Origin of the sequence: Paenibacillus sp. KS1 (assembly GCF_001680695.1) — a bacterium.
GTDB lineage: Bacteria > Bacillota > Bacilli > Paenibacillales > Paenibacillaceae > Paenibacillus_B > Paenibacillus_B suaedae.
In genome coordinates, this window is the sequence record NZ_MAIS01000033.1 from 23,257 (window position 1) to 46,791 (window position 23,535).

21 protein-coding genes are annotated in these 23,535 nt (G+C 47.7%); 5 read left to right on the plus strand and 16 right to left on the minus strand.

What is annotated here, in order from left to right; all coding sequences use genetic code 11:
- Positions 1-40: 40 nt before the first annotated feature.
- The 6 genes from BBG47_RS13035 to BBG47_RS13060 all read right to left on the minus strand — a co-directional run bounded on the left by BBG47_RS13035 (position 41) and on the right by BBG47_RS13060 (position 5,930).
- The gene (locus BBG47_RS13035) at positions 41-1,030 is read right to left on the minus strand and encodes a hypothetical protein (RefSeq protein WP_065292061.1); all 990 of its coding nucleotides are present in this window, start codon (positions 1,028-1,030) and stop codon (positions 41-43) included.
- 37 nt (positions 1,031-1,067) lie between these two features.
- Positions 1,068-2,078, minus strand: a complete 1,011-nt coding sequence (locus BBG47_RS13040) for a hypothetical protein (RefSeq protein WP_065292062.1) — start codon at positions 2,076-2,078, stop codon at positions 1,068-1,070.
- Positions 2,079-2,176: 98 nt separating this feature from the next.
- Positions 2,177-3,100 carry a helix-turn-helix transcriptional regulator gene (locus BBG47_RS13045; RefSeq protein ID WP_254659816.1) on the minus strand — a complete coding sequence of 308 codons (924 nt, stop codon included), beginning with the start codon at positions 3,098-3,100 and terminating at the stop codon, positions 2,177-2,179.
- 106 nt (positions 3,101-3,206) lie between these two features.
- Positions 3,207-4,100, minus strand: coding sequence for a hypothetical protein (locus tag BBG47_RS13050; protein ID WP_065292064.1), 894 nt, complete (start codon positions 4,098-4,100; stop codon positions 3,207-3,209).
- Positions 4,101-4,180: 80 nt separating this feature from the next.
- Positions 4,181-4,867: an AlkZ-related protein gene (locus tag BBG47_RS13055; protein WP_065292090.1), complete on the minus strand. Its 687-nt coding sequence runs from the start codon at positions 4,865-4,867 to the stop codon at positions 4,181-4,183.
- Between the two features lie 97 nt (positions 4,868-4,964).
- The gene (locus BBG47_RS13060) at positions 4,965-5,930 is read right to left on the minus strand and encodes a helix-turn-helix transcriptional regulator (RefSeq protein WP_065292065.1); all 966 of its coding nucleotides are present in this window, start codon (positions 5,928-5,930) and stop codon (positions 4,965-4,967) included.
- Positions 5,931-6,165: 235 nt separating this feature from the next.
- On the opposite strand from BBG47_RS13060, the gene BBG47_RS13065 reads away from it, so the two are divergent.
- The 3 genes from BBG47_RS13065 to BBG47_RS13075 all read left to right on the plus strand — a co-directional run bounded on the left by BBG47_RS13065 (position 6,166) and on the right by BBG47_RS13075 (position 10,530).
- Positions 6,166-7,275, plus strand: coding sequence for a nitric oxide synthase oxygenase (locus BBG47_RS13065; RefSeq protein WP_065292066.1), 1,110 nt, complete (start codon positions 6,166-6,168; stop codon positions 7,273-7,275).
- A gap of 242 nt (positions 7,276-7,517) precedes the next feature.
- Entirely contained in the window at positions 7,518-10,028 is a 2,511-nt protein-coding gene (uvrA, locus tag BBG47_RS13070) for an excinuclease ABC subunit UvrA (RefSeq protein WP_065292067.1), read from the plus strand.
- A gap of 67 nt (positions 10,029-10,095) precedes the next feature.
- Positions 10,096-10,530, plus strand: a complete 435-nt coding sequence (locus tag BBG47_RS13075; RefSeq protein ID WP_083189276.1) for a MarR family winged helix-turn-helix transcriptional regulator — start codon at positions 10,096-10,098, stop codon at positions 10,528-10,530.
- A 236-nt stretch (positions 10,531-10,766) separates the two neighbouring features.
- Here BBG47_RS13075 and BBG47_RS13080 read toward each other — a convergent pair whose 3' ends face one another.
- Genes BBG47_RS13080 through BBG47_RS13090 form a run of 3 tightly spaced genes read right to left on the minus strand, consistent with a single transcriptional unit; the run spans position 10,767 to position 13,359 of the window.
- The gene (locus tag BBG47_RS13080) at positions 10,767-12,338 is read right to left on the minus strand and encodes a GMC family oxidoreductase (protein WP_065292068.1); all 1,572 of its coding nucleotides are present in this window, start codon (positions 12,336-12,338) and stop codon (positions 10,767-10,769) included.
- A complete protein-coding gene (locus tag BBG47_RS13085; protein WP_065292069.1) occupies positions 12,335-12,931 on the minus strand; it encodes a gluconate 2-dehydrogenase subunit 3 family protein in 597 nt (198 codons plus the stop codon). Before BBG47_RS13085 ends, BBG47_RS13080 begins: the two co-directional genes overlap by 4 nt.
- A gap of 32 nt (positions 12,932-12,963) precedes the next feature.
- Positions 12,964-13,359: a hypothetical protein gene (locus tag BBG47_RS13090; protein WP_065292070.1), complete on the minus strand. Its 396-nt coding sequence runs from the start codon at positions 13,357-13,359 to the stop codon at positions 12,964-12,966.
- 117 nt (positions 13,360-13,476) lie between these two features.
- On the opposite strand from BBG47_RS13090, the gene BBG47_RS13095 reads away from it, so the two are divergent.
- Entirely contained in the window at positions 13,477-14,601 is a 1,125-nt protein-coding gene (locus BBG47_RS13095) for a mandelate racemase/muconate lactonizing enzyme family protein (protein WP_065292071.1), read from the plus strand.
- Positions 14,602-14,722: 121 nt separating this feature from the next.
- Here the strand turns inward: BBG47_RS13095 and BBG47_RS13100 are convergent, their stop codons facing one another.
- From BBG47_RS13100 to BBG47_RS13110, 3 genes are all read right to left on the minus strand, one after another.
- Positions 14,723-15,541, minus strand: a complete 819-nt coding sequence (locus BBG47_RS13100; protein ID WP_065292072.1) for a hypothetical protein — start codon at positions 15,539-15,541, stop codon at positions 14,723-14,725.
- 114 nt (positions 15,542-15,655) lie between these two features.
- On the minus strand, positions 15,656-16,102 hold the full coding sequence (locus BBG47_RS13105) for a thiol-disulfide oxidoreductase DCC family protein (protein WP_065292073.1): 447 nt from the start codon (positions 16,100-16,102) through the stop codon (positions 15,656-15,658).
- Positions 16,103-16,152: 50 nt separating this feature from the next.
- Positions 16,153-16,713 (minus strand): helix-turn-helix domain-containing protein, encoded by a 561-nt coding sequence (locus BBG47_RS13110; RefSeq protein WP_065292074.1) that lies wholly within the window; start codon positions 16,711-16,713, stop codon positions 16,153-16,155.
- Between the two features lie 149 nt (positions 16,714-16,862).
- Between BBG47_RS13110 and BBG47_RS13115 the strand changes: the two genes are divergently transcribed.
- The gene (locus tag BBG47_RS13115; protein ID WP_065292075.1) at positions 16,863-17,849 is read left to right on the plus strand and encodes a DMT family transporter; all 987 of its coding nucleotides are present in this window, start codon (positions 16,863-16,865) and stop codon (positions 17,847-17,849) included.
- Positions 17,850-17,987: 138 nt separating this feature from the next.
- Here the strand turns inward: BBG47_RS13115 and BBG47_RS13120 are convergent, their stop codons facing one another.
- The 4 genes from BBG47_RS13120 to BBG47_RS13135 all read right to left on the minus strand — a co-directional run bounded on the left by BBG47_RS13120 (position 17,988) and on the right by BBG47_RS13135 (position 23,441).
- Positions 17,988-18,176 carry a hypothetical protein gene (locus BBG47_RS13120; protein WP_065292076.1) on the minus strand — a complete coding sequence of 63 codons (189 nt, stop codon included), beginning with the start codon at positions 18,174-18,176 and terminating at the stop codon, positions 17,988-17,990.
- A gap of 171 nt (positions 18,177-18,347) precedes the next feature.
- The gene (locus BBG47_RS13125; protein WP_065292077.1) at positions 18,348-20,042 is read right to left on the minus strand and encodes a stalk domain-containing protein; all 1,695 of its coding nucleotides are present in this window, start codon (positions 20,040-20,042) and stop codon (positions 18,348-18,350) included.
- Between the two features lie 127 nt (positions 20,043-20,169).
- Entirely contained in the window at positions 20,170-22,104 is a 1,935-nt protein-coding gene (locus tag BBG47_RS13130; RefSeq protein WP_065292078.1) for an LTA synthase family protein, read from the minus strand.
- On the minus strand, positions 22,101-23,441 hold the full coding sequence (locus BBG47_RS13135) for a DUF6080 domain-containing protein (RefSeq protein ID WP_065292079.1): 1,341 nt from the start codon (positions 23,439-23,441) through the stop codon (positions 22,101-22,103). The genes BBG47_RS13130 and BBG47_RS13135 overlap by 4 nt, the downstream gene beginning before the upstream one ends.
- Positions 23,442-23,535: the final 94 nt, after the last annotated feature.

Genomic DNA, 23,535 nt, shown 5'->3' on the forward strand with positions numbered 1-23,535 from the left:
GTTTTGTTTTTGCCATTTCTTTTCCCCTTTTCCGTATCTATTATCGTAAATGTGGTGTGGCTCCGCGCGCTTCGCGAATATCCTTCACTACCTGCTTCATACCTTCTATAGCATTTCTTTCGATCTGCTGGGCGGAGATTAGAGTCCTCGCCATCTCGTGACGCGTCCCTTCTTCATTCCTATCATTCCGGTCATGTTGCATTCTGTAGAGGATTGCCACAATATCATCATATAAGCCCGCTAGAACTCGATATTTCTCAGCCAACTGCTCTAGCCCATCCATCGACTGCTTCATATCATGCAAATAACGGGCAATGTAGTGCTTGAACGTACGATACATGGATAATGTTTGCTCCGCCCCATCCCAATCCGCCGTGCCTGACTGAATTGCCTCTATCATTGCATCATAAGCTTGTTCGCCACATGCAAATTGCTCAATCGGCAAAATGCTATCATGCTGCTCCCATTTATAAATCGCCTGTACCAGCGATTCTGTAATTAGATCACGTACATCCATAGAAATCCTGCGTTTGGATATTAGCTGCATAAATACAATCGATGAATCTCCTGTTTGACCAAGTGTCTGAACAAACAGCTTGCATCCGCAATTCCCACACGAATCTATTGCGAAAAAACACTGCTGCGTTTCGTCATAGCCATAGATCGTATAGTATTGATCGTGCCAATAAATGAGTCCGACACCTTCTTGAAGAGAAATCCTCATTTCTTCGATCGCATGCTCGAAATAGACCGGGAAGACCGGTTCCGTATTGTATCCTGCATACGTCTCTGAATAGAGACCCAGCAAATCCGCAGCAACAAAGTGATCAGCATCCCAGTTATAGGCGGTTACAGATAGGGCACCTAACTGACGATGAACGGACATGCGGAAGGCCAATGATGACATGCACGCAATCGTATGCTTCGGATACGAGGTTAGCCCGCTAGTCAGCAGAACACTGTGGAAATGATCGATAAACGTTTTTGTTTCCGGTACGATTTTCATATTTTCAAGGATAATAGACGTCATCTCTTCACCTGCTCTTATACTCAGTTGTTGACTGCAATTATCTTGGCGCCGCCTGGCCCCAGTGGAGACTACTGGAGCGTGAACGCATGACTTCATCGTAACCGATATCAGCGCGCAGTAGTTCGATCGCTGCTCGTTCATGCTCCTTCGCAAGTTGCGCTTGCTCAACCAACTGTGGTACTCGATCAGCTTGGATGCACATCTCTTGACTTGTTGGAATCTGAACCGTCGCTTTCATGACTTGAAATGCCTCATCGATAAGTTGATAATGGCGAACGATCTCCGCAGATATACCAACCTCTTCTTGTATAGAAGCTAAATAATTCATCATGTCACGTTTGATTCCAGCGTAAGAGCTGATGGTATATGCGCCCCCATGCGGATGATATTGTTGGCTAGACAGGGAGGCAATCATATAGTCGTATGCCTTGCAGCCTGCAGCAAAGTCCCGATCTGGCAAAGTTCGATGCGGTGTATCCCAATCTGTTACTGCTGTAACTAGCGACTCCCTGTATATAGGTTGGCGCGGCATGTCCACTGCTCCAATAATCGTTTGATAATACCAGAAAGGCGTAGGATTACCGATGATACCGAAATTCCGATACAACAGCACCTGTTCCTCCTTCTCGTAACCGTTGAGATAGAAGAACACTTCGTCCTCATCGTCATAACCCGTAATCACGGCAAACCCAGGCTTCCAATAGACGATGCCTATTCCTCGATCGATGCTGTGCTGAATATGACGTATCGACTCCTGCTGCGCCAATTTAAATGTACGGTGACGCGTATGCCATGCAAATTGCCTCGATGCAATCCCCATTCGATGGAGCGCATTCCCATGTTCTTCTCCCCAGTTGCCGTATGCGGTAACCGAGCTGCTTGACATTTCTTTGTGAATAACGAACTTCGACAGTAGACCTGTCATCCCGCCAAGCATATACTTCGAACCCTCATACAGACCAGCACCCGTAAGTACAGCATGCGTGGCATCTATATAAGATCGATTTTCGATTTGAAAAGAAAGAGATTGAGTTGATGCTATACTCATGAGCGGCCGCTCCTCTCTTATCGCGATAATCCAATTATAGTAAAGAAGGTACGACATATAATGTCATACCTAAAAATTTGTCAATATATATCTTCCTGTTATCGACACACCTCTTGCTTGCTTAGCTTCAACGTTATTTCTTCACATCTAGCCATCACCTTGTCTCTCAGCCACTTCGGCTTCACGATCATTGCCCAATCCCGTGTTGACATCAAGTGATCGACAAATAAGGAAACGTCAATAAATTCGATCTTATATATGGAATCTTCTTGTTCGATCACGTTATATTCCCGCCACGCTTCCGAAGGTTTGGAATCGAGAAATGTAATGATTGCCGTAAAAGGATGGACAGGAAGATTCGATGATCCGTAGGCAGCGGAATGTTCATTATGCAGCCGAAATACACCCTCAGCTCGTTCCAATCGTACTATGCGATCTAGGCGAAGCAGCTTCTGCTGCTCCTCTTGCTCGCACCATCCATTAACGTAATCAACATATTGCTTGTAGCACAGCTTATAGGGGTGAAACGTATGCGTCTCTTCCCCTTCCATCCCCTCATATTGAATGGTAAGCACTTGATTGTTCTGAATGGCCTTGCTTAGTTGATTTGCGATATCAACGATCTTGGCATTGATCTCATAAGCTGGAATTTGCTGAGACTGCAGCTCATTAACGTCTGACAAGCGACGGAACAATTCTGATACTTGCATCATAATTGGCAATTTCGCTTGGTATTCATCATAACCGCCATAATTGTAATCCTGATAACGATGAGACAAGAATGCTAACGTTCGTCTTAATTCTTCCGTAATATACGTGCTAGGCAAAGCAAATGTCGCATCCGTATACCGATAGCCTCTTTTTTTGGCATCATAGTGAAGAGGAGCTCCAAGAGAGTTGACCATATATTCAATATCTCGATTGGCTTGTCTGGTAGACAGCTCGAATTGATGTGCTAATTGAGTGCAATTCGGAAAATGATTCGATCGTACTTCTTGATCAAACCATAAAATTCGATGCATATTGCTCAAATCCAAGTTCCCCCTTGTAGACATAGACAAAACAACAAAATCACTATGTTGTGCATAACTTCGTAATTGTTGGAAGTTGGCCTTATCGTCGCTATTGTTAGCGTTGCAACCATCCATATGACTTCAACGTCAGCAGCCGATTGACGGTTACGTATCCCCGCCATTCCATCTGGCCTGCTGGACTCACTGCTGGCCAGCTTATTGGCCAACCGCCATCCTCCTGCTGCTCCTCCACAAGGGATTGCAGATGCTCTTCGATTTCTTTCTCAGTGACAAATTGTACGCAGTAGCTGTCACGCGTTGGTGCCCAATCCAGCACCTTATGAACATACCCTTCCGCCTTCGTATTGCGTTCAATGACACCTGGCAGCTGCAGCCATTCGTTCACCTTCTGCAATGCTCTCTTTGCTCGCTCCTTGTCCGGATGAGCAGTTAAGAAGGAGATATATTGTATATTGCTGTGATAGCCTTCATTATCAGCTGACTCTAGCTGATTCCACATGAACTGCTCAGCCTGTTGGAACCATTCTTCTCGGATGAGTTCAGGAACAGTATTCTGCTTCATCAAATATCCGAGTATATGTCCTGTGGGATTAATGGAGGCATGACGATCATCGGTGACTGTCCACCAAGGCGCGTGCGGATATTCATTCGCTGACGTCTGAATAAGAGGGAATCCCCCAGTATCCCCCACTGTAACCGATTTCAAATAGCTGCCGATTCCAACGATTAACTCTCGGTCATATTCATCAATCTCTTGCAAAATTGATAGTGCTACTTCCGTTGGGACAGGCTGACTATGCGGACAACGAATATCGGGCTCCAGCGCTTGACCGAAGCCGCCATCCGTATTTTGAAAACCTGTAAGGGCCATGATAACAGCTGCCTTGCTCCCTTGGCCGAAATGATATTCAAAACGTCTGCGGTCGAGCAGTCTCGCATTCTCGTAAATAAAGCGCTGCGTGCGATTAAAGCTGTCTACACTCAACATTTTTATCAACTCCATTATTGTTTAATGTGATTAATTTACTTTCTCATAAACATTATTTCCCCGCTTCGTCACTTGCATGTTTAACGCAGCTTCATGGTTTTAGTAAAATAAGTTAACGCTTCCGAAGTCGTAGAACGAGCAAGACGTTCATAGAGCTGTTCCTTCGCATCCTGTACAGATATCATTGACGTCTCGATTCCCAGATTCTCTAGCCAATGGTCAATCGTCTCATAGGATGTACTATTCCATCCGTTTACTTCGCCAGCGCTATTTCGCCGTTCTGTCACACCCGAGATGACAATATCCATCGTCCCCTGCAGCTCATTTAACGCATTGTCGAATGCCTTCTTCTGATCAGGAGATTTCATACCTGCCTTCACTCGAAGCAGCCTCGTATCGATACCGGGATGTTCAACAATGATGCCATACAACAGCTTCTCCTCCGGTGACATCTCACCCGCTGCATACCGTTCCTTGACGGAACGAGTATCGCCAAGCACGGAGCGGACAATCGCTACCCACTCCAGCGAGATAAACACCCCTTTCTTCTTGATGAACTTGCCGTAGGCAGCAACCCCATCCCCAGGAAATTGAACCCGCCAACGCCACGGATCCGCATCCGTGTCACTATGCCATGCCGATTCTTCTGTCACACCCGCAAGTGAAGGGTGATGGGGTGCCAGGTTGGCCAGCGGCAGAATACCCACTTGGCGAATAAGCTCAACTGCTTCTTTATAATTGTGAATCAAATTCGTATTCGCGCTCATCTTCGATTTCATCCCTTCTTCGTCTGATCTAACATCTTCTTCCTTCCTCTGTTCCAATCGCTATGTATCAAAGAGAGACCTAAATGACTCACGTTGTTCACTTATACCTCTCACATACCTGATAAGCATGCTTATAGATGGCTTCTCGCAATTCCACAGGCTCCAACACCTCAGCATCCAAGCCAAGGCCATAGAAGAAGCGCTGTGCCCATTCCCATTCTGACCGAGGACAGTTAAACTCAACCTCTCCCACATCTTCACCGGTTTCATGCACCAATTCCCCAATATGTTCATCTTGCTCGACAAGCAGCATGCCGCGATAGGTCAGTTTTGCCCGGATTCGGATCGGGTCTTCCTTCTTCACGGCTTCTAGCTTACGATTTACTTGGCTGACCTTGCCGTTGTCCCCGTTGCCCTGCACTGTGCGTACATCTTCATCTTCGGCTATCGAGATTTGAGACATACGATCGACACGAAATGATCGATCTTCACCATGTGTTAACGAATAGGCTTCACAATACCAGAACCCATGTGCCGAATATATCCGCTTCGGCTGGATATACAACCAACGCTGATGCTTCTGTGAACGATAGAATATATGGAGCCACTCGGGCTTCGCCTGTGATAGATGCGCAATCAGCTGCTTCAACTGTGGAGCACGGTAGTTTCTTGCAGGTACGGACAGCTCGACACGCTCTAACATCGGTTCCACCTCAGTCAGCACTTCACTGGATACGATCTGCTTCAGCTTGTCCATGACCGTCCAACGCTCCTGATTGAATGGTGAATCGGGAAGCTGTGTCATGCCCTGCAGCGCGAAGAGCACGGTTAATGCTTCTGTGGTCGATAATTGAAGCGGCTGGAGCATGTAGCCATCCATTAACCGATAGCCCCCACTTGAACCCGCTGTCGCATATAACGGTACTCCCATCTCGCCCAATGCTTGCATATCTCGGATAATGGTACGGCGGGAGACTTCGAATTTCTCTGCTAACGATTGAGCCGTTTCGGAACGGTGATGTAGGGCGATAATGATAGCAATTAATCGATCGATTCGTTTCAATGGCTTCTCCTTAGCTGGATGATTTTCACGGTTTGACCTGATTATATCATGTGAATGGTGACAGCTTGTATGTCACCATTTATGATCGGGTAACAAAATTTTTGCGACGATTCCCCGGCTGAAATTGTTACATCTCATCGACATCGTCATCAATGGTACATACCAAACTGTTAGAATCTGATATAGTTAATCCGACACATTACGGCGCTTACACCGCAAGGAAGGACATCGGAAGATGAATGTATACGCGAAGCATACGCTTCTAGAAGAAGCTTCAACATTTATTAGGCAATGCTATCAAGAGCTCGGCAAGCTCCCTGCTGACATAGAAGGGCGCCTATCACAAATACATTCCGAGATTGAACATACTGGCACTTATTCGCATACTGCAGAAGAAATAACTCACGGAGCTAAGATGGCTTGGCGCAATAGCAATCGCTGTATTGGCCGCTTGTTCTGGTCATCCTTGCATGTAGTTGACGCCAGACATATAACCGAGGGTAAGCAGATCGCAGACGCGTTAGTCCAACATATTGACTTCGCAACAAATGATGGCCGGATACGTCCTGCAATCACGGTTTTTCCACCTGCTCACCCAGACGGAATGCATCCTGTTCGGATATGGAATCATCAGTTGATTCGCTATGCTGGCTATGAGACTAGCCAAGGCATCATGGGAGATCCACACTCGCTCCCATTTACCCGAATATGTGAATCACTTGGATGGCAGGGAGAACGCACACCGTTCGATGTACTGCCTCTTGTCATTCAGACAGGTACGAACCCACCGCAGGTATTTGAGATACCGAAGTCCTCCGTTATAGAGGTGCCGCTCAGCCATCCCGAGTTCGAATGGTTTGCTGATCTGCAGCTGCGTTGGTATGCCGTGCCGCTTATTGCTGATATGCGCCTTGAAATCGGCGGCATCTCCTATCCTGCCGCGCCATTCAATGGCTGGTACATGGGAACAGAAATCGGCGCACGGAATTTGGCCGATGAAGGACGATACAATTTGCTGCCAGTCATCGCAGAGCAAATGGGGCTGTCTACGGTGTCGAATACATCACTGTGGAAGGACAGGGCTCTTGTTGAGCTTAATGCCGCAGTGCTTCACTCCTTCAAGGAAGCGGGTGTTAGCATCGTAGACCACCATACGGCAGCACAACAATTCGTTAAGTTCCAGGAGCAGGAACAGAGTTGTGACCGTGCTCATACAGGCGACTGGACATGGCTGATTCCACCGATGTCACCCGCCGCAACTCCTATTTTCCACCAAAGCTATGACAATACGATTGTGAATCCGAATTTCTATTATCAATCTGTACCGTATATTAACGAAGCATGATCATCAATTATTCTGTTCTCACAAGGGCCTGCTCGCCAAAATAGTCGAGCAGGCTCCTTTCTTTTTATTCCGTAATACAAAACATTGGGTCAACTAATTGCAGGTGCACGCAGCGTAATGAGTCTCAGAGTCTCATACTATCGCCATTTGACAACTTCTACGCACAGGTCTATATTAATTTCTGTATTCAATAGTTTCCTCACTCAACTATTGAGTTTTTTAAATAATAAGGAGGAATTAACATGACTGCATCATCACCCGAGTGGATCGTCATTCAAGGGGCTCGGGAACATAACTTGAAGGATGTCACTGTTCGTTTTCCACGAAATCAATTGTCCGTTGTAACCGGCGTATCTGGTTCAGGGAAATCAACCCTGCTGTTTAACATACTTGTCCAAGAGGGTGAGCGCAAATTTGTTAGTGCTTCCGGACATGCAGCAGACAACGTGCAGCGGCCGGATTATGACGACATCTACGGTCTGTCCCCTATCGTCAGCGTTAGTCAGCATCATCATAACTTCAGCCGACGCTCTACCGTTGGAACATATAGTGAGATTTATACATATCTGCGTTTGCTGTATACGGCAATTGGAGAGCGTGCTTGTCCGCATTGCCAAGTAGTGTTCAGTTATGCGGATATACGTACGACCCCTGTTCGTCTGTCTGAGGAAGAACATTCCCATCAGAAGCACTATGCGTGCCCTTCTTGCGGACAACCCGTTGAAAATATAACCATGGCTCACTTTTCCTTCAATTCACAGCTCGGTGCGTGCCCGGGGTGTACCGGTCTGGGCGAACAAATAGAACCCATTCTCGATGCAATTGTACGTCCTGATTTGTCGATCCAAGATGGAGGCATTCAAGTATGGAAAAAGGGATTCCTGTGGCACTTTGCTCCGCTTCTCTTGCGTGCAGCCAAATATTATCACCTTCCTCTGCATGAAGAAGATCTTCAGCGGCCGATCGGCGAATTGCCAGACATTGTGCGTCACATGCTGCTGTACGGCACGGACGATCCACGCATCCGCGAGCTTCGCCCTGATGCCCCTGCCCCATCCAATATGAAGCAAGGCAAATATGAAGGTGCCGTGAACAGCCTACTGCGCCGATATTACGAGGGTGACGATGACGAGGAATCGCTGCTGGAATTCGCCCGCTTCCTCCGTACAGTTCCTTGCGAGTCCTGTCACGGTTCGCGGTTGAATGCAACAAGCTCGTACGTCCTGGTGAACGGGACGCCGATCCACCATCTCATGTCTATGTCTCTAACTCAACTGCTGAATTGGCTTGAAGGCTTGCCTTCTGCTCTGCCTGATCGATACGTCGAAGCGGCTCAGCCTATCTGCAGGGAATTACGGGAACGTACACGAAGTCTCATGAATGCGGGACTGAACTATCTATCACTAGATCGAAGCTTTTCCAGCCTGTCTGGCGGAGAAGCGCAACGTATGCGGCTGGCCTCTTTGTTGAATTCGAACTTGAGCGGCATGATCTGCGTACTTGATGAACCTACGACAGGATTGCACCCGCAGGATACCGACAAGCTGATGCGTTCGGTGCGTAAGCTGGCCTCACTCGGCAACACCGTAATCGTCATTGAACACGATATCGATGTCATCCGACAAGCTGAATATGTAGTGGACATCGGCCCAGGCGCAGGAGAGCTTGGAGGAGAGCTTGTCTTCCAAGGGACGGTTAATGAGTTGCTGTATCATCCGGAATCCATGACGGCTCAAAGCCTTCGTGATTCTCTGAATCGGCATCGTTCAACCACTCGAAGCTGGAACCGCACATTAACCATCCGCGATGCCCACGCAAACAACTTAAAACATATTACTGTGGTCATTCCTCTGGGCATCATTACCGCCATTGCTGGCGTGTCGGGCTCCGGAAAGTCCACGCTTGTCATGGAAGAGCTGCTTCCCCAGCTGCAATCAATTGGTTCAGCATCGAATGCTTCCAGCCGAATTGGCGGTACAGAACATATTCAGCATCTCGTCGTTGTCGACCAGCAGGCGATGGGCAAAATGTCCCGTTCTAATGCTGCAACCTATACAAAGGTATTCGATGACATTCGGGAATGGTTCAAGGAATTGGCCTCTAGACAAGGCCTGCGGTTGAAAGCCTCTGATTTCTCCTTCAATGTAGCTGGAGGAAGATGCGAATCCTGCAAAGGCACGGGCAGTCTTAAGGTTCAGATGCACTTCATGGCCGATCGCTTGATTCCTTGTCCGACTTGCCACGGGAAGCGTTATCGTGAGAAAATACTGTCTGTGCAATGGCATGGACACTCCATAGCCGATGTATTGGGCATGAGCATCGAGCAAGCAAGAGAACTGTTCCGCGATATTCCGAAGATCGCAGCCAAGCTGGATTGCTTATGCGAAATAGGCTTAGGATATTTACGGATGGGGCAACCATCCAGCACATTCTCTGGAGGCGAGGCGCAGCGCGTCAAGCTGGCAGCAGAACTGTCCAATGCCCGCAGCGGCCACACGCTGTACATATTGGATGAGCCTTCCGTTGGATTGCATGACCAGGATACGAGCAAATTGCTTGCCGTATTGAATCGGCTCGTCGATCGCGGGGATTCGGTTCTACTAATCGAGCATAATACCCAACTTATCGCAAATTCGGATTGGGTGATCGAGCTTGGCCCAGGAGGAGGGCAAGAGGGTGGTACGGTAATCGCCACCGGTACTCCCGATTTGTTGAAATCCAGCAATGACTCCATTATTGGGGCTTATCTATAAAATATAGCCATAGGAAATGGCATGCCAAGTTCCCGAAAAGGTGCGAGTAGAAAGGACGAGATAAAAATTGACCGAACATACCACGTGTGATTTCGAAAAGGAATTTACGATGCTCCAATGCAAGCTGGTCGCGGAGCATAATCGGTTCAATGTGGAAGGAATCACTTCCGCTCAATACAATATATTGGATCTGCTTGCAACGAATGGAGCAAAAACGACTCGAGAGCTTGCAGATTCGATCCATACGACATTATCCGCCATTTCCAAATTAACAAAGAAGCTTATCGATAAAAACATGATTACACAAACACGCGATACTCATGATCGACGCTATATGTATCATGAAATTACCGAACAAGGTCACGCCTTCCTTCAGAAGGCAGCCTTCTCTCGCCATGGCATCATGAATCGAATTCGCGATGGGCTCAATGATGACGAGCTGCGACAGTTTGCAAACTTATGCGGGAAGATAAATCAATCACTGACGGGGAATATGGAGTAGGAAGTAAACTACGTAAAGCAATATCGAACATGATACTTATTCATATGCGTAACTACACCCGTCCAGCATAAATATCCGCAATGAATTGCAATCCTGCTATATTCTCTTCAATTAAATTGGAAGGTAAATAGTTTGTTGCTCCGAATGAAATGGAAAGAAAGACCATAGGAACGAAAAGTTCCTATGGTCTTTCCACGTCATTGACATTACTCAAACGATTTAATGGAAGAAGCTAATTACAGCTCCAGCTTCCTCGCTTGTTCCTTGATGTAATCGGCGGTTCGCAGAGCCAGTGACATTACGGTATTCGTCGGGTTAGCTCCGCCGGATGTCACGAACATGCTGGCATCGCAGACGAACAAATTGGGAATATCATGGCATTGCCCATACGAATTGACGACAGAAGTCTGCGGATTCGTGCCCATTCGGCAGCCACCCATGAGATGAGCGGTATCCGGCACGACATATTTGACATCGCCGCCTTCCGCTTCCAGAATTGCGCTCATTTTGCTAACGGCATGCTCGATTAGCTTCCGGTCGTTCTCTCCATAGCTGAACGTTACCTTGGCCCGCGGCACTCCGTTCTCATCCTTTTCACCGGCAAGCGTTACACGATTGTCCGGGTTCGGCAGCACCTCTCCTACCATCGTAATTCTTCCGTAGTAATTATAGTCCAGCAGCTCTTCCTTAAGCCGGCTTCCCCAGATTGGGCCTGTCCGAGACTTGCTCAAGCCCTGAGCGAACCCGACAGGTCTGGCGCCATGAGCATGAAGAGTGTAGCCTCGCACGAATCCCCTGCTTTTGTCCGTCTCATAGAAGTCTTGCGTCGTTGCCAGTACCGGAGTTCCCTTGTACAGCCGTATATCGCGGTCGAACTTGGCATATACGTCCTCACTGCTGTGCGGCATTATCGCTTTGCCAACCCAACCACTGCTATTGGCAAGTCCATCCGGATAGCGGTTATTCGCGGAGTGAAGCAGCAGTCTCGGCGTCTCTACCGCGAAAGCGGACAAGATGACTACTTTTGCCTTCTGCGCATAGGTCTCTCCTTCATGCACGAACGTTACGCCCGTTACCTTGCCGTCGCTTCCCGTTAGCACTTGGGTGACCATGCAATCGGCTAATACCTCCGCTCCTGCAGCGATAGCCTTCGGAATATGCACAATTAACGTGCTGAATTTCGAATTCGGCATGCATCCTTGGTTGCAAAATCCCCTGTTGATGCATGGCGGACGGCCGTCGAACGGCGCGGATATGATGGCAAGCGGCGGAACAGACGAACGAATCCCCAAATTCTCGCAGCCCTTCATGAATAAATAGGCATTCGGACTCAGTGGATCCCGTTCTGGATACGGATAAGGCCCATGGTAGCTGCCCCAAGGGAAATGCTTCGGACCGGATACCGCAATCTCCTTCTCAATGCGCGAGTAATACGGCTCAAGATCCTCATAACGTATGGGCCAGTCTTCTCCAACGCCATCCAGTGTCTTGGTGCGGAAGTCAGATTCATGGAATCGAAGAAACACGGCCGTAAAATGCACCGTTCCTCCGCCTACACCGCGACCGGAGTTGTTATGTCCCATCGTCAGCGGGTCTTTTCCGTCCACAATGCGGGTGTCCTGCCAGCCCAAGTTTTTCATGGTGAGCTCGTCGCTTGCAAAGTCCTGCTGCGGATCGCGAAACGGCCCAGCCTCCAGTACAACGACACGGAACCCGGCCTCGCCCAATTCCTTAGCAAGCACGCCGCCGGCGGCACCGGCGCCTACGATTACGATGTCCGCCTCATCAGCAAATTTACGCAGTATCATGCTTCTTCCTTCGCCTCCCATGGATCAAGCCGTCCGATATCGCCGCGAACATAGCCGCGCGGGTATGCAGGGCCGGCATACCCCATCTCAGACCACACGATAGGATGCGAGCAATACGCTTCGACAGTCAGATTAAGCATCTTCACGAACCATTCGCGTTGAAGATCGCTGGGCCATTTCGAATAATCCGCTCGTCCATCGCTAATTTGCCGAAGCACCTCGGTAAGCTGCTGTGCTTCACATTTGCTCGCTTTTTTCCCCGTAACTTGCAACAGGAACTTGTCTAAATGCCGAATCCCTTCAAGAATAAGCATTTTGCGCTCCGGCACACCCGTTCTGCGTTCCCCTTCTCCCGTCGTCGTATCCTTCGATGTCTGGTCTACGTGGGAGAGCACATATTGAATTACTTCCTCTCTCCCGTCATCGACGAGCGCGGAACACACCTGTTGCAGCAGCTTATATTCCTCACCATCTAACACTGTGCAGGACTGCGACTTACTTATTCTGCTCGTCACGATGGCTTGGGTATGGGTATCCCATGCCTCGCGTTCATCCAGTACATTGAATGAAGGATACCGAGTTCTTCTCACCATCAATCTCACTCCAGTACAGTCATCTTCAACCATTACGCTCGCCAATACAGCGCTATTATCCCAAGCAGGCTCATCGCGGTAATCATGAGCGGCATGATGACAGGAGGCCCAATTAGAAAGTTATGTGATTGATAACCCCCGACCCGCTTTCCTACACCACGAACATGAAAATAAAAACCGACCAGTCCCGCCAAAGCTCCAACCCACATGAGGATTTGAAAAAAAACATGCAGCCATGCCACGTGAAAGCAGACGAGAATCAACCCGAACACAAAAAACAACGGAGCTGCCAGCACGGGTACCCACATCGCTTTATGGTGAAAATTTTGCCGATAATGAGACATCGTCACTTGTATGCCGATTAAACAAAAGGTTAAACTGACGAATAAAATGAGCATCCGCTCGATTGGCCAACCTTCCCATCCCATCGCGTTCCCTCTTTCTTACGAATCATAATTTTTTTCTTTTGCGAGTGCCGCTTATAAAAGTGTTCCAACATATCCCATACTTAAAACATAGGCATCATTTTTATATGGAGGTTACTCTTGCTAATTCACAAGGTCGACACGTACCCGTTGTTATATCGAATCCCCCGTCCCTACGGAGATGCCAATGGCTTGAAAAAGTTCCGTTCCGCTTACCTAATCAAAATTACGACGAAATCCGGACTTACCGGATGGGGTGAATGTTCGGGATGGCTGCCTGCTCTGGAAACTGAGTTTGAACACGCCGTCATTCCATTCCTACTTGGCAAGGATGCCCGGGAACGAAATGCCATTATCACTGCATTATCCAAGCAAAAGCATGATAGACCCGCAGCTGCGGTCAGCATGGCGCTGACGGAAATCGTTGCACACAGCGCGAAATTATCAATTTGCGAGCTTTGGGGTGGCACGGTTAGACGCTCTCTCCCCTTGTACGCATCGCTTCAATCGTATTCAGATGCATCGGATTGGGTAGCCCAATCGCTAAAGGATATGGAGCAAGCGGTTCAACAGGGGTTTATAAACATTAAAATAAAAGTGGGCGGGAAATCACTCACTGATGATATTCGCCATGTCCGCACCGTCCAAGAACAGTACGGGCAGCGCGTACGAATTGCATTGGACGCCAATGGAAGCTATGATGCGGCCACGGCTAGCAGCTGGAACTCCCTGGTCAATCAATACGAAAATTGGCTCTGGTTCGAAGAGCCATTGCCCTTGAACGCATGGGATCAATTCGCGCATTGTCGACTTCGACTGAACATTCCGGTTGCAGGCGGTGAAAATGCCATGACTCCCTCGCTATTCCATCAAGCCATCGTTCGGCAAGCGCTGGATATTGTTCAGCCCGATCCGCTTCATCTTGGCGGTATCGATGCCTATCGCGACGTACTAAAGCTCGCACGCACAGCAGCCATTCGCGTATCCCCGCATACCTTCGATGGCGCTTTAGCCCGCTGCTACGCGTTGTTCGCTCACGCTTGCTTGCCTGCCTGGAGCAAAATGGACGCCGACGAAGCGGTTGAACCGATAGAGTGGGACGTAATGGACAATCCATTTACGGCCTTGATTCCGCTTCGCATTCATCGTGGAACCGTCGATATTCCGAACGGTCCCGGCATCGGGACAGCCATCGATGAAGACATGCTTAGCCATTACCGCTGGGACGGATCGCGTTTTTGGTAATTGAATCTGACCAGCATTTCTTTTGCGCAACGAAAAAAGGCGAAGCTCTGGCTTCGCCCAACAATATTGCAATTCGTATTCATATATCCATCTACGAGAAATTATATGGCCTAAGGCTTCTTTAACCTCGCTGTTTCTTCGGCCATGGGGCCAGCAGCAGCGTTACAGGCAATAGCAGCAAGCCAACGATGAGCACGGTCCAAATGACGTTTTTCTGCATATTTTTCTCATGCGCTATGATAGCATTCAGCGACGAACCTACGACATATCCTCTTTCAATCGTTTCCGGCTTGTCCTTCGGCGCATAGGGCGGCAAGCCTCCATACAAGACGGAATCCGTGTCATTTGGAAATGACATTGGCTTCAGCTGTCCTTCTTCTGCCTGCCCGAGTATGGTAACCTCCTCGCCATTTGAAACGCCGGCATAGCTTAGTGCCGTCTCTTTCGGCGCAACTACCAGCACGCGGTTGTTCTCGACCTCTTCGTTCGGATTGCGGAGCGTCCCCTCGTGCAGCGGCACAGTAAGATCGGTCAGGCGGAATACGGACGGCTGAAGCGAGATCCCGTTCACCGACAATCCGTTCACATCACCGACGGTTGTCGTCATTGTTGTCACATAACTGCAATTGCGAGAGTTGCATGACCACCTTCGATCCTCTTTCACGAGCAACGCATAAGATGAAGCCAAATGCTCATCCAGGGCAGGATTTCGAGAGGTAAGCGTACCTGTTATCGCTACGATGCCTGTCATTTCTGGAGTCACCGTTTCAACAGGGAACGCATTCTGTAATTCCTTTTCCCAGGCGTTAGATTCACTGTACATGATAGCAAAGCCGCCGAAAACGAGCAGATCCGTTAGAAGAAAAAAGATAAACCAACCACTCACCCGTCGTGACTTTGTCACTTTTCCTGTTGTACCTTGATGTCGCGGCCTCGTCACGTTTTATCACCTTCTCTCAATCATTGCTGCGCACCCTCATACCTGCACGGTAGACACGAGCAATGGTGGCATTGCAAAAAACAGAAATACGCCCTATGCCTATGCGTAAGGACGTTATGTTCTGCTAGAATGCGTATCGGAATCATCGCCTTGCGTATTCCTCCGCACCGGAAGCTCACAGCCATTAGAGTTGCATTGGCCAGCAGGAACAATCGTACGTCTTGAGGCGATGTATCGATACAGTTTCCCGCCAAATCCCAGCTTCATGCTGACCCATATGAACAGACTCATCGGCATTAATATCGGCACCCTCATACAGAGTGCATGCACCGCCTCGATACCGGAAAGAATGCGGCCGCTGCTTGATTCCCGCGCATGCATGCTGGCCACCAGATTGTCCTTGGACACCGGAATCCGTTCCGTCACATGCTGATCGCGAATCGAGTAAAATCGCAGCACATGCAGCCAATCCCAACGTTCCAATCGTGAGCGTATTCCCGTACAAAGCGGACACCAACTATCATAATACACCTCAAGCATGCGGCGTTTACGTATGCTCATCTGTCCTCACCCGCTTCTTCCTTCAACAATTGAATATCCATCACATCCCGTTACGAGTAGAACACCGTAAATTGCACGACCGCTTCCTCGTCGCCTACATTGGCATACATATGTGTCTCGGTAGCGGAAAATTGAATGGAATCAAATTGGTGCAGCGTATACGTATCTTCTCCAATGGTCAATTCCACCGTACCCGACATCACCGTAGCAATTTCCACTGTCCATGGATGATTTGGCTCTGGTTCGTAGACGCAATTGGGCTTTAACCGTGCACGCAGCATCTCCATCTTCTCGCGCAGATCCGTAAAAACAGGCTCCAATATCCATTGGCCGGATTCACTCTCATAGGTAGGGCCATGACCTGATCGAGAGATGCGCACTGACTTATCCGGCATGAGCAGCGTCATCAGAGGAACGGACAAATGCCGCGATATTTTCCACATCATCCCGATTGTCGGGTTCGTATCTCCACGCTCAATGTTGCCAAGGGTAAGCTTGCTGACCCCTGATAGAGCGGACAATTCCTCAAGACTTAGCTGCTTTTCTTTCCTCAGCTTCCGCAAATTCGCGCCTACCGATTGCATCAATTGCTTCGTTTCGTGCTCATTCATCGAATGTTTCCCCCAATTCGAACAAGAAGTTTACAATCTTTGTGCAAATATTTGTTACATTATACTTTACTTTAAAAATAATATAGTATATTATACTTTACTGGATACACAATTGAAAATGATTTTCAAGTAGAGGTAAGGTGAGCATCATGAGAGCCATATTTGTTGGTATTTTAGCATCCATGTTTTTTTCATCCACATTCATTATTAACCGCGCGATGAACCTGTCCGGAACAAGCTGGGCTTGGACCGCATCGCTCCGCTTTCTACTTGCGATTCCCATACTGCTTGCGATTGTCGCATTTCGCAAAAACCTTACGCCTCTCTTCCGTGAAATGCGTAAGCATCCCCTGCAGTGGCTAACATGGGGTTCCCTGTGTGGAGTCGCGTTCTATTCGCTGCTCAGCTTTGCAGCAGTCTATGCACCGTCTTGGCTCACATCGGGAACATGGCAAATTACGATATTGATTGGCGCGTGCTTGTCGCCACTGTTCTTCGAGACACGCCAGACACCGAATGGCCCGGTAAGAGTACGCCAATCCATTCCGTTCAAGAGCATGCGCATTTCCGTCATTATACTTATCGGTGTTGTACTTATGCAAGTGTCTGAAGCAGGTAATGTTACTCTCTCAGAACTATTGCTGGGCTTTATACCTGTCATTATCGGTGCCACCTTCTATCCGCTTGGCAACCGTAAAATGATGGCGCTCTGCGGCAACAAGCTGGATTCCTTCCAGCGCACACTCGGCATGGCACTTGGCAGTATGCCTATAGCTATCCTGCTTGGCATATACGGAACTATGTCTGTAGGTTTGCCATCCGCCTCTCAGTTCGGACAAGCAATGCTGCTTGCCATCAGTTCTGGCGTAATCGCAAGTCTGCTCTTCTTCTTGGCAACAGACATGGCGAAGCATAATACAGCACTGCTTGCTGGAGTTGAGTCCACACAGGCTGGCATTCTGATCTTCACCGTGCTTGGCGAGGTACTGCTTCTCAACGGAACATTCCCACAAGGCTGGTCACTCGTAGGGATGTTCGTCATTATCGCCGGGATGATTGCGACGAGCTTGGCGAACCGCAATATTGCACCAGCAAAGCCGAAGCCAGCTCCAACACTGTCTAAGAGAACAGCCTAATATACCAGAAACAGCGAAAGAGCGCCGCATACTGCCTATCAAGTATGCGGCGCTCTTTCTATTATATAAGGTGGAGGCAAAACTAACCATGGTAAGTTATTATTTTCACAAAGTATTTGAAACGAAAGTCATTTCTTGTTAGGCGTAATAAGCATTCAGCAGTTCACGTGTTTCTTCTTCCGGCTTAGCTGCAAGACCCTGGTCAGCCCAGCATTGTCTGCACTCTTCTTCTGTCGTGCATCTGTCATTATCGTCACACATATAGCAAAGTTGAAGGAAGTTGCGAGTTACTTGATCCGTTGTGTCAAATGTTTTGAATGTTCTCATCTTTATCACTCCCTGTTCTTTATGGTTACACTATATCATGGAATTGAATGATAGTATGTGAATTAAATCACAACACGATATAGTCATATATACAAAAGCTGCAGTCCCCTCGAAACCATATGGTTACAGTAGGACTGCAGCTATCTGCTGAAGCTTCTTTTCTTATATTATTTATTTCGTGTTCTTAATTTCTAAAGTGATATTCGCTACATCGAATAAGTCCGCCGCTTTGACATAATCTGTCGGATTCATCGTTAGATAACGGATAGCAGCTTCAAAGGAATCTAGGCTTGACTCTTCATAATTTTTTTCAACCGACTTAAGGCTCGCTAGTTCCGTCTTCAGCTTAGCTAACGGCTTCGAGAACTGAGCATCAATCTCTTCTTTATTCGCTTGAGGTGCGCTCGCTCCCTCTTCCCCGTTCTTCTCCGGATTGTACTTCGCAAGCTCTGCTTCGAACTTCTTTATCAGGGCTGCATAGGATTGCTGCCATGCCTTGAATTGTTCTTGTTCTTTATCTTCCGCAACCAACTTGTTCAGTTCAGCTAACATTTGCTTCATATTCGCGCCAAGTGCTTGCGCTTCATCAGCCGCAAGTTTTGCCGCACTATAGTTCTTCTTCGTATATAAAATCTCTGCAGCAGCTTTATATTGTTCAGGCGTGTGCGCGATACTCAGTGCTACATTTACATCCTTCTTCAAGAAATATTGGAATCGTTCGCGGAAATCTCCCTCGTCGAATACGTTGCGAACACCCCAATGAGTACTTTCACTCGTTTTCTTTAGAACAGCTAGAACGGATTTCGCCTCATCATCGAAGGCATAAGCGCCAGTGTCCATATATAATGCCTTCAAGTGGATTGCCATAGCTGCCAGTGTGTTCGGATCATTCGGCTTACCAGCACCCTTGTAATGCTTTTTCACGGCATTGATCCAATTATTCACCACGGAATCGAACTGCTTATTTGATTTGCGCAGATTGGCATCGGCCTTTGTATACGCATTTTTCTTCGCGGTGATATTTTTTTGCATAGCAGCCGTTGGAGCACCAAATACGTACACATCAATCGTCTCTCCGAAAATATTCTTTTTCTTTTCAGTTCGGAGATAGTAATGATAGCCCGCATATCCATTCTGAGAGTATCCACTCTTGTCTGGATTCTGTATGATCATGCCCGCTGTGGATGAGTTTGCTAGCGTATGATTGCCTTCTGCGGTGCTCGAACCTATCACGTACAGCGGTGTTCGTTGATCAATGTAACCTTGAAGATAGTAAAGCTTATCGTTCAATGCCAACTCATATGCAGCTAGCGCCTTTTCGTATGTACTATACATTTGATGATATGGACCGCTAACTTTGTCATACGCGTTACTATATGCATCTTCATTTGGAATCGCCGCAACATGTACCTTGTCCAACTGATTCACGAGCTCCAGCTTCACATTATTCAGCAATGCACCGTAAGACAAAGGTACCGCAACGCCACCTTTCTCGAACAGAACAGCTTCAGGCAGCGGCAGTGCAGCTCCGTCCACCTTCCCCTGCTTGCTGTTGGCTGTGAATACGAAGGTATGCTCTTGATTTTTCAATGTCAATGTCTTCGATGTTTTGTTCCAATCCGCTTGGAACCCGAAGATGTCTGTAAATGGCTTCAAGCCGAGATACAGTCCATCCGTAGATGTCTCTACATAATGCCTGCCTAGGAACACGCGCTTTCCGTTCCATTCCAGCAATGAATAATCATACAGCTTCATTGTTCCTACGGTTGAAGAAGCTGCGGCAGCATAAGCTGGCTGTATACTGCTCCCAATTCCCGTTAGAAGCAATGACACAACCAGCAGCCACGTCCATATTCTCTTTCTCACGTTGACCCCTCCATCATATATCGCCATAATTCGGCATAATCTACCAACTTATTATAACATGGCGAGAATCATAGACGAGTGACTTTTTACCAACATTTTCGTTCCGTGAAGGTAGAAATAGCTCTGCTTATCGCTTCGGCAGCAGTTGAACGTATTCATCCGACAGCTTCATGAGAGAGAGAATATAGTCATAGTCCTTGCGGTACGCTTCCTTCATAGGCGCGGGCTGCAATGTCTTAAGCGATATCGCTGTGCCATCATCGAATCCTTCACCAGGTACGAACATCACTTCATTGTTGAAGAAGGAGCCTGTTGGCAGATAGTAGCGCATACCGACTACATTATTTTCTGTATTCAACATATCGCGACCAAGTGCAAGGAATTGCTTTTCTTGCAGGGATATACCAAGCAGGTTGGCAGCTGTCGGCATAATGTCGATTTGACCGCCTGTCCTTTCGATTATCTTAGACTCAGCTTGCCTCGGTACATGAATGATCAACGGAATATTGAAGCGGCTTACTTCATTCGAATAGGGAACACCGAGTCGATCGGTTATTTCCTTGTCGCTTGCTTCCTTCGGATTCACGCCAAAGTGATCGCCATACACGACAAGCATTGTTTTATCCCATATCCCCTGCTTCTTCAACTCCTCGATAAACTGTCCCAGTGCATAATCGGTATAATTGATTGCAGTCAAATAGTTCCCTAGGTACGAGCCCTCCATATCGGCAGGAAGCGTCAACTTCCGCAGCTTGTCCGGCACAACAAATGGCGCATGACTGGATGTCGTCACGAATTGAGCGTAGAATGGCTGATTTCGCTTCGTCATCTCCCGAATTTGCTCTGCACCGACTCTATACAATTCTTCATCAGAAGCACCAAAATCATTGAAGAAATCGTTCGTGTAGTACGGCTTGTCATAGTAATGGTCAAATGCTAGTCCAGGATAGAGCAAATGCCGGTTCCAGAATGTCACATCATTGACGTGAAACGTTGCCGATTGATATTTCAAGTCATGAAGAAGACGAGGCATACTCGGAAGCTCTCTCTTCCCAAAGCCTGTGGACATCGCTACCGTTCCCGTCGGATATATGGACGTATTGGACAGAAACTCTGCATCCGAAGTATTTCCTTGGCCGATTTGCTGATAAATATTCGGGAAGTAATAGCTCTCCTTCACGAGATCATTCAGTACTGGTGTAATCTCCTGTCCTTCCAGCTTGGCTTGAATCGGGAAGTTCTGAAAGGCTTCCAGTTGAACCACAATCACGTTGGCACCGTGGGCCAATCCGAAACCCTCCGGCTGTCCAGACGGAGGGTTTTCCTTACGATAAGGATATGCCGCTTGAAGCTCTTGGATCTTCACTTTCGTCTCATCCAAATTCCCATTCGCGATGATCTCGTTCTCACGTATGATTTTCAGCGCAGTTGCAGCTTGATAGTTGAGATAGCCAATCTTCTCTGACTTCACCGTCTCATTGCTGATCGATTCTGCCTTGTCTATTACGAACCAGGAATAGCTCATGCAGCCGATCAAAATCAGGGCCGCGGCAGTTCTCCACATCCAACCTGCATAACGTTGTGGCGGGGATGAATCCATCCAAGCTTGCTGCTGCGAATACGTCCTGCGGATCAACCAACGAATCGCAACAAATATTCCAGCCACCACGATATCTGCAAAGTACAAAAAGTGTGAGAACTTCACAAGCGGCCCGATACTGCCGCGGATTTGTGGAACCTGTCCCATTTCATCAAATGCAGTAAAGGTTGGTACTGTATTAAAGTGAATATGGTACAGTGTTGCAGCAAACATCAAAATAGAGAAAATAACCTGAAAGATCCAATATAACGTACCTTTGCCGAATCGAGGCAGCACCATCTCGAAGAGACTGACTAGAACAAGTACGGAAATGATATCGGTAAGCAAGCCTGATACGGTAATCGAATCATAGACGAAGTGGCGCAGCAGCGTTAATTTGACCACCAGAAGCAGGGTCAGCAGTGCGCCTTGCGGAAGCTGAACCCGCTTGCGTTCCACCCTGGCCAATGAAATATTACTCATGATCGTTCATCCTTTGCAATGATGTTGTGTCGTGGTGATGATGTCTCATCTTGCATAATTGCCGATTGGAGCTGCGCATATGTTTGCTTTACGGTATCCAGCGCCTTCATATGTCCCATTATATTGCTCAATAGGGTGATGACTGCACACGCCGCTACAATGCCAGTAAGCACACGGCGAGCCTGTCCGCGCAGACTATGAATAAACCACGCCATTAACAAGAATAAGGCGAAGAGATAATGCCCAGCATATAGGTACATATCATATTCAAATGTTCGTAGACCGAAGCCGACGACAAGGTGAAGCAGAATGGCAAACAGAGGATACACGTTCAAGGACCACACCTCAGCCGAACGATACCCTTTCCCAATTGCCAATAAGCTTAAAATAATGACAACTGCACCGACGAGATGACCGTACCACGGGAATGGGTATGCTAAATTTGTGACAAACGCCATAATCGAGTCACTCATGAGAACAAGGTTCGGCGTAATAATCGGACTCTCGATCATGGAATAGACTGCCTTCCAATGATGCTTGAACGAGAATGGAGAGACATAGCTCATGCCCCCAGCTTCAATGTTATGCTGCCAGGAGGATACCCACGTATTGCCGGAAAATAAGACATGCTGGAGCACCGTCAACAGCGCAACCATCACGGCAAATATCCCCGCAACCTTCACCCATTTCACAATAAACTGCTTGCCTTGTCCCAGTGAGCAGAAGAATAGGACACCAGCCGCTGTAGCAACATTCGTAATGGTAATCCCAAAGTTCAATACAAGCAGCAGCGCGACCGGTATAAGGGAAAATCGGTTATTCTGTCTGCAATACTGAGCATACAATACCGTCAGAAGAATCCCGAATACCGCATATGGATAGGAGTCAGGAATAAGGGCAGTAAAAATACTATACGAACTCGCCCCGAAGAATGCAGCAGTACTAATAGACAACCAATTACAGCACTGATTGCGGCGCAAGTAATAATACAGAATGACAACACAGAGCGCATTAGTCATACTTTGAACTCCAACAAAGAGCGCATTGCCAATTGTTGCGTTGGCGAGTGCCTTCAAGGGTGTCGCAACAAAATTGAGCAGTGGATGAATGAAAGAAGATTGCGGCGCATAATAAAACGACGGGTCGAAATTGAAGAGATTCAAGGTAAAAGGCGCGTCGTTAAATGGACTGCGCGGTAACAGTATGTCCTTATACTCTTCCATATAAGTTAAATAAGGAATATTCAGTAGAATATAGAGCAGTGAAAAAATAACAAAAAGAATAAGCGCGGTGCGATTATCCTTCTTATCAGTAAACACAGACTTCCAAAACTTCATGATGATATATCCTCCGTTACTACAAAATGACTGGAAATCATGATTAGGCGGGTACTCGTATGAGTACCTACTCGATCCCGACCTCATAGAATGT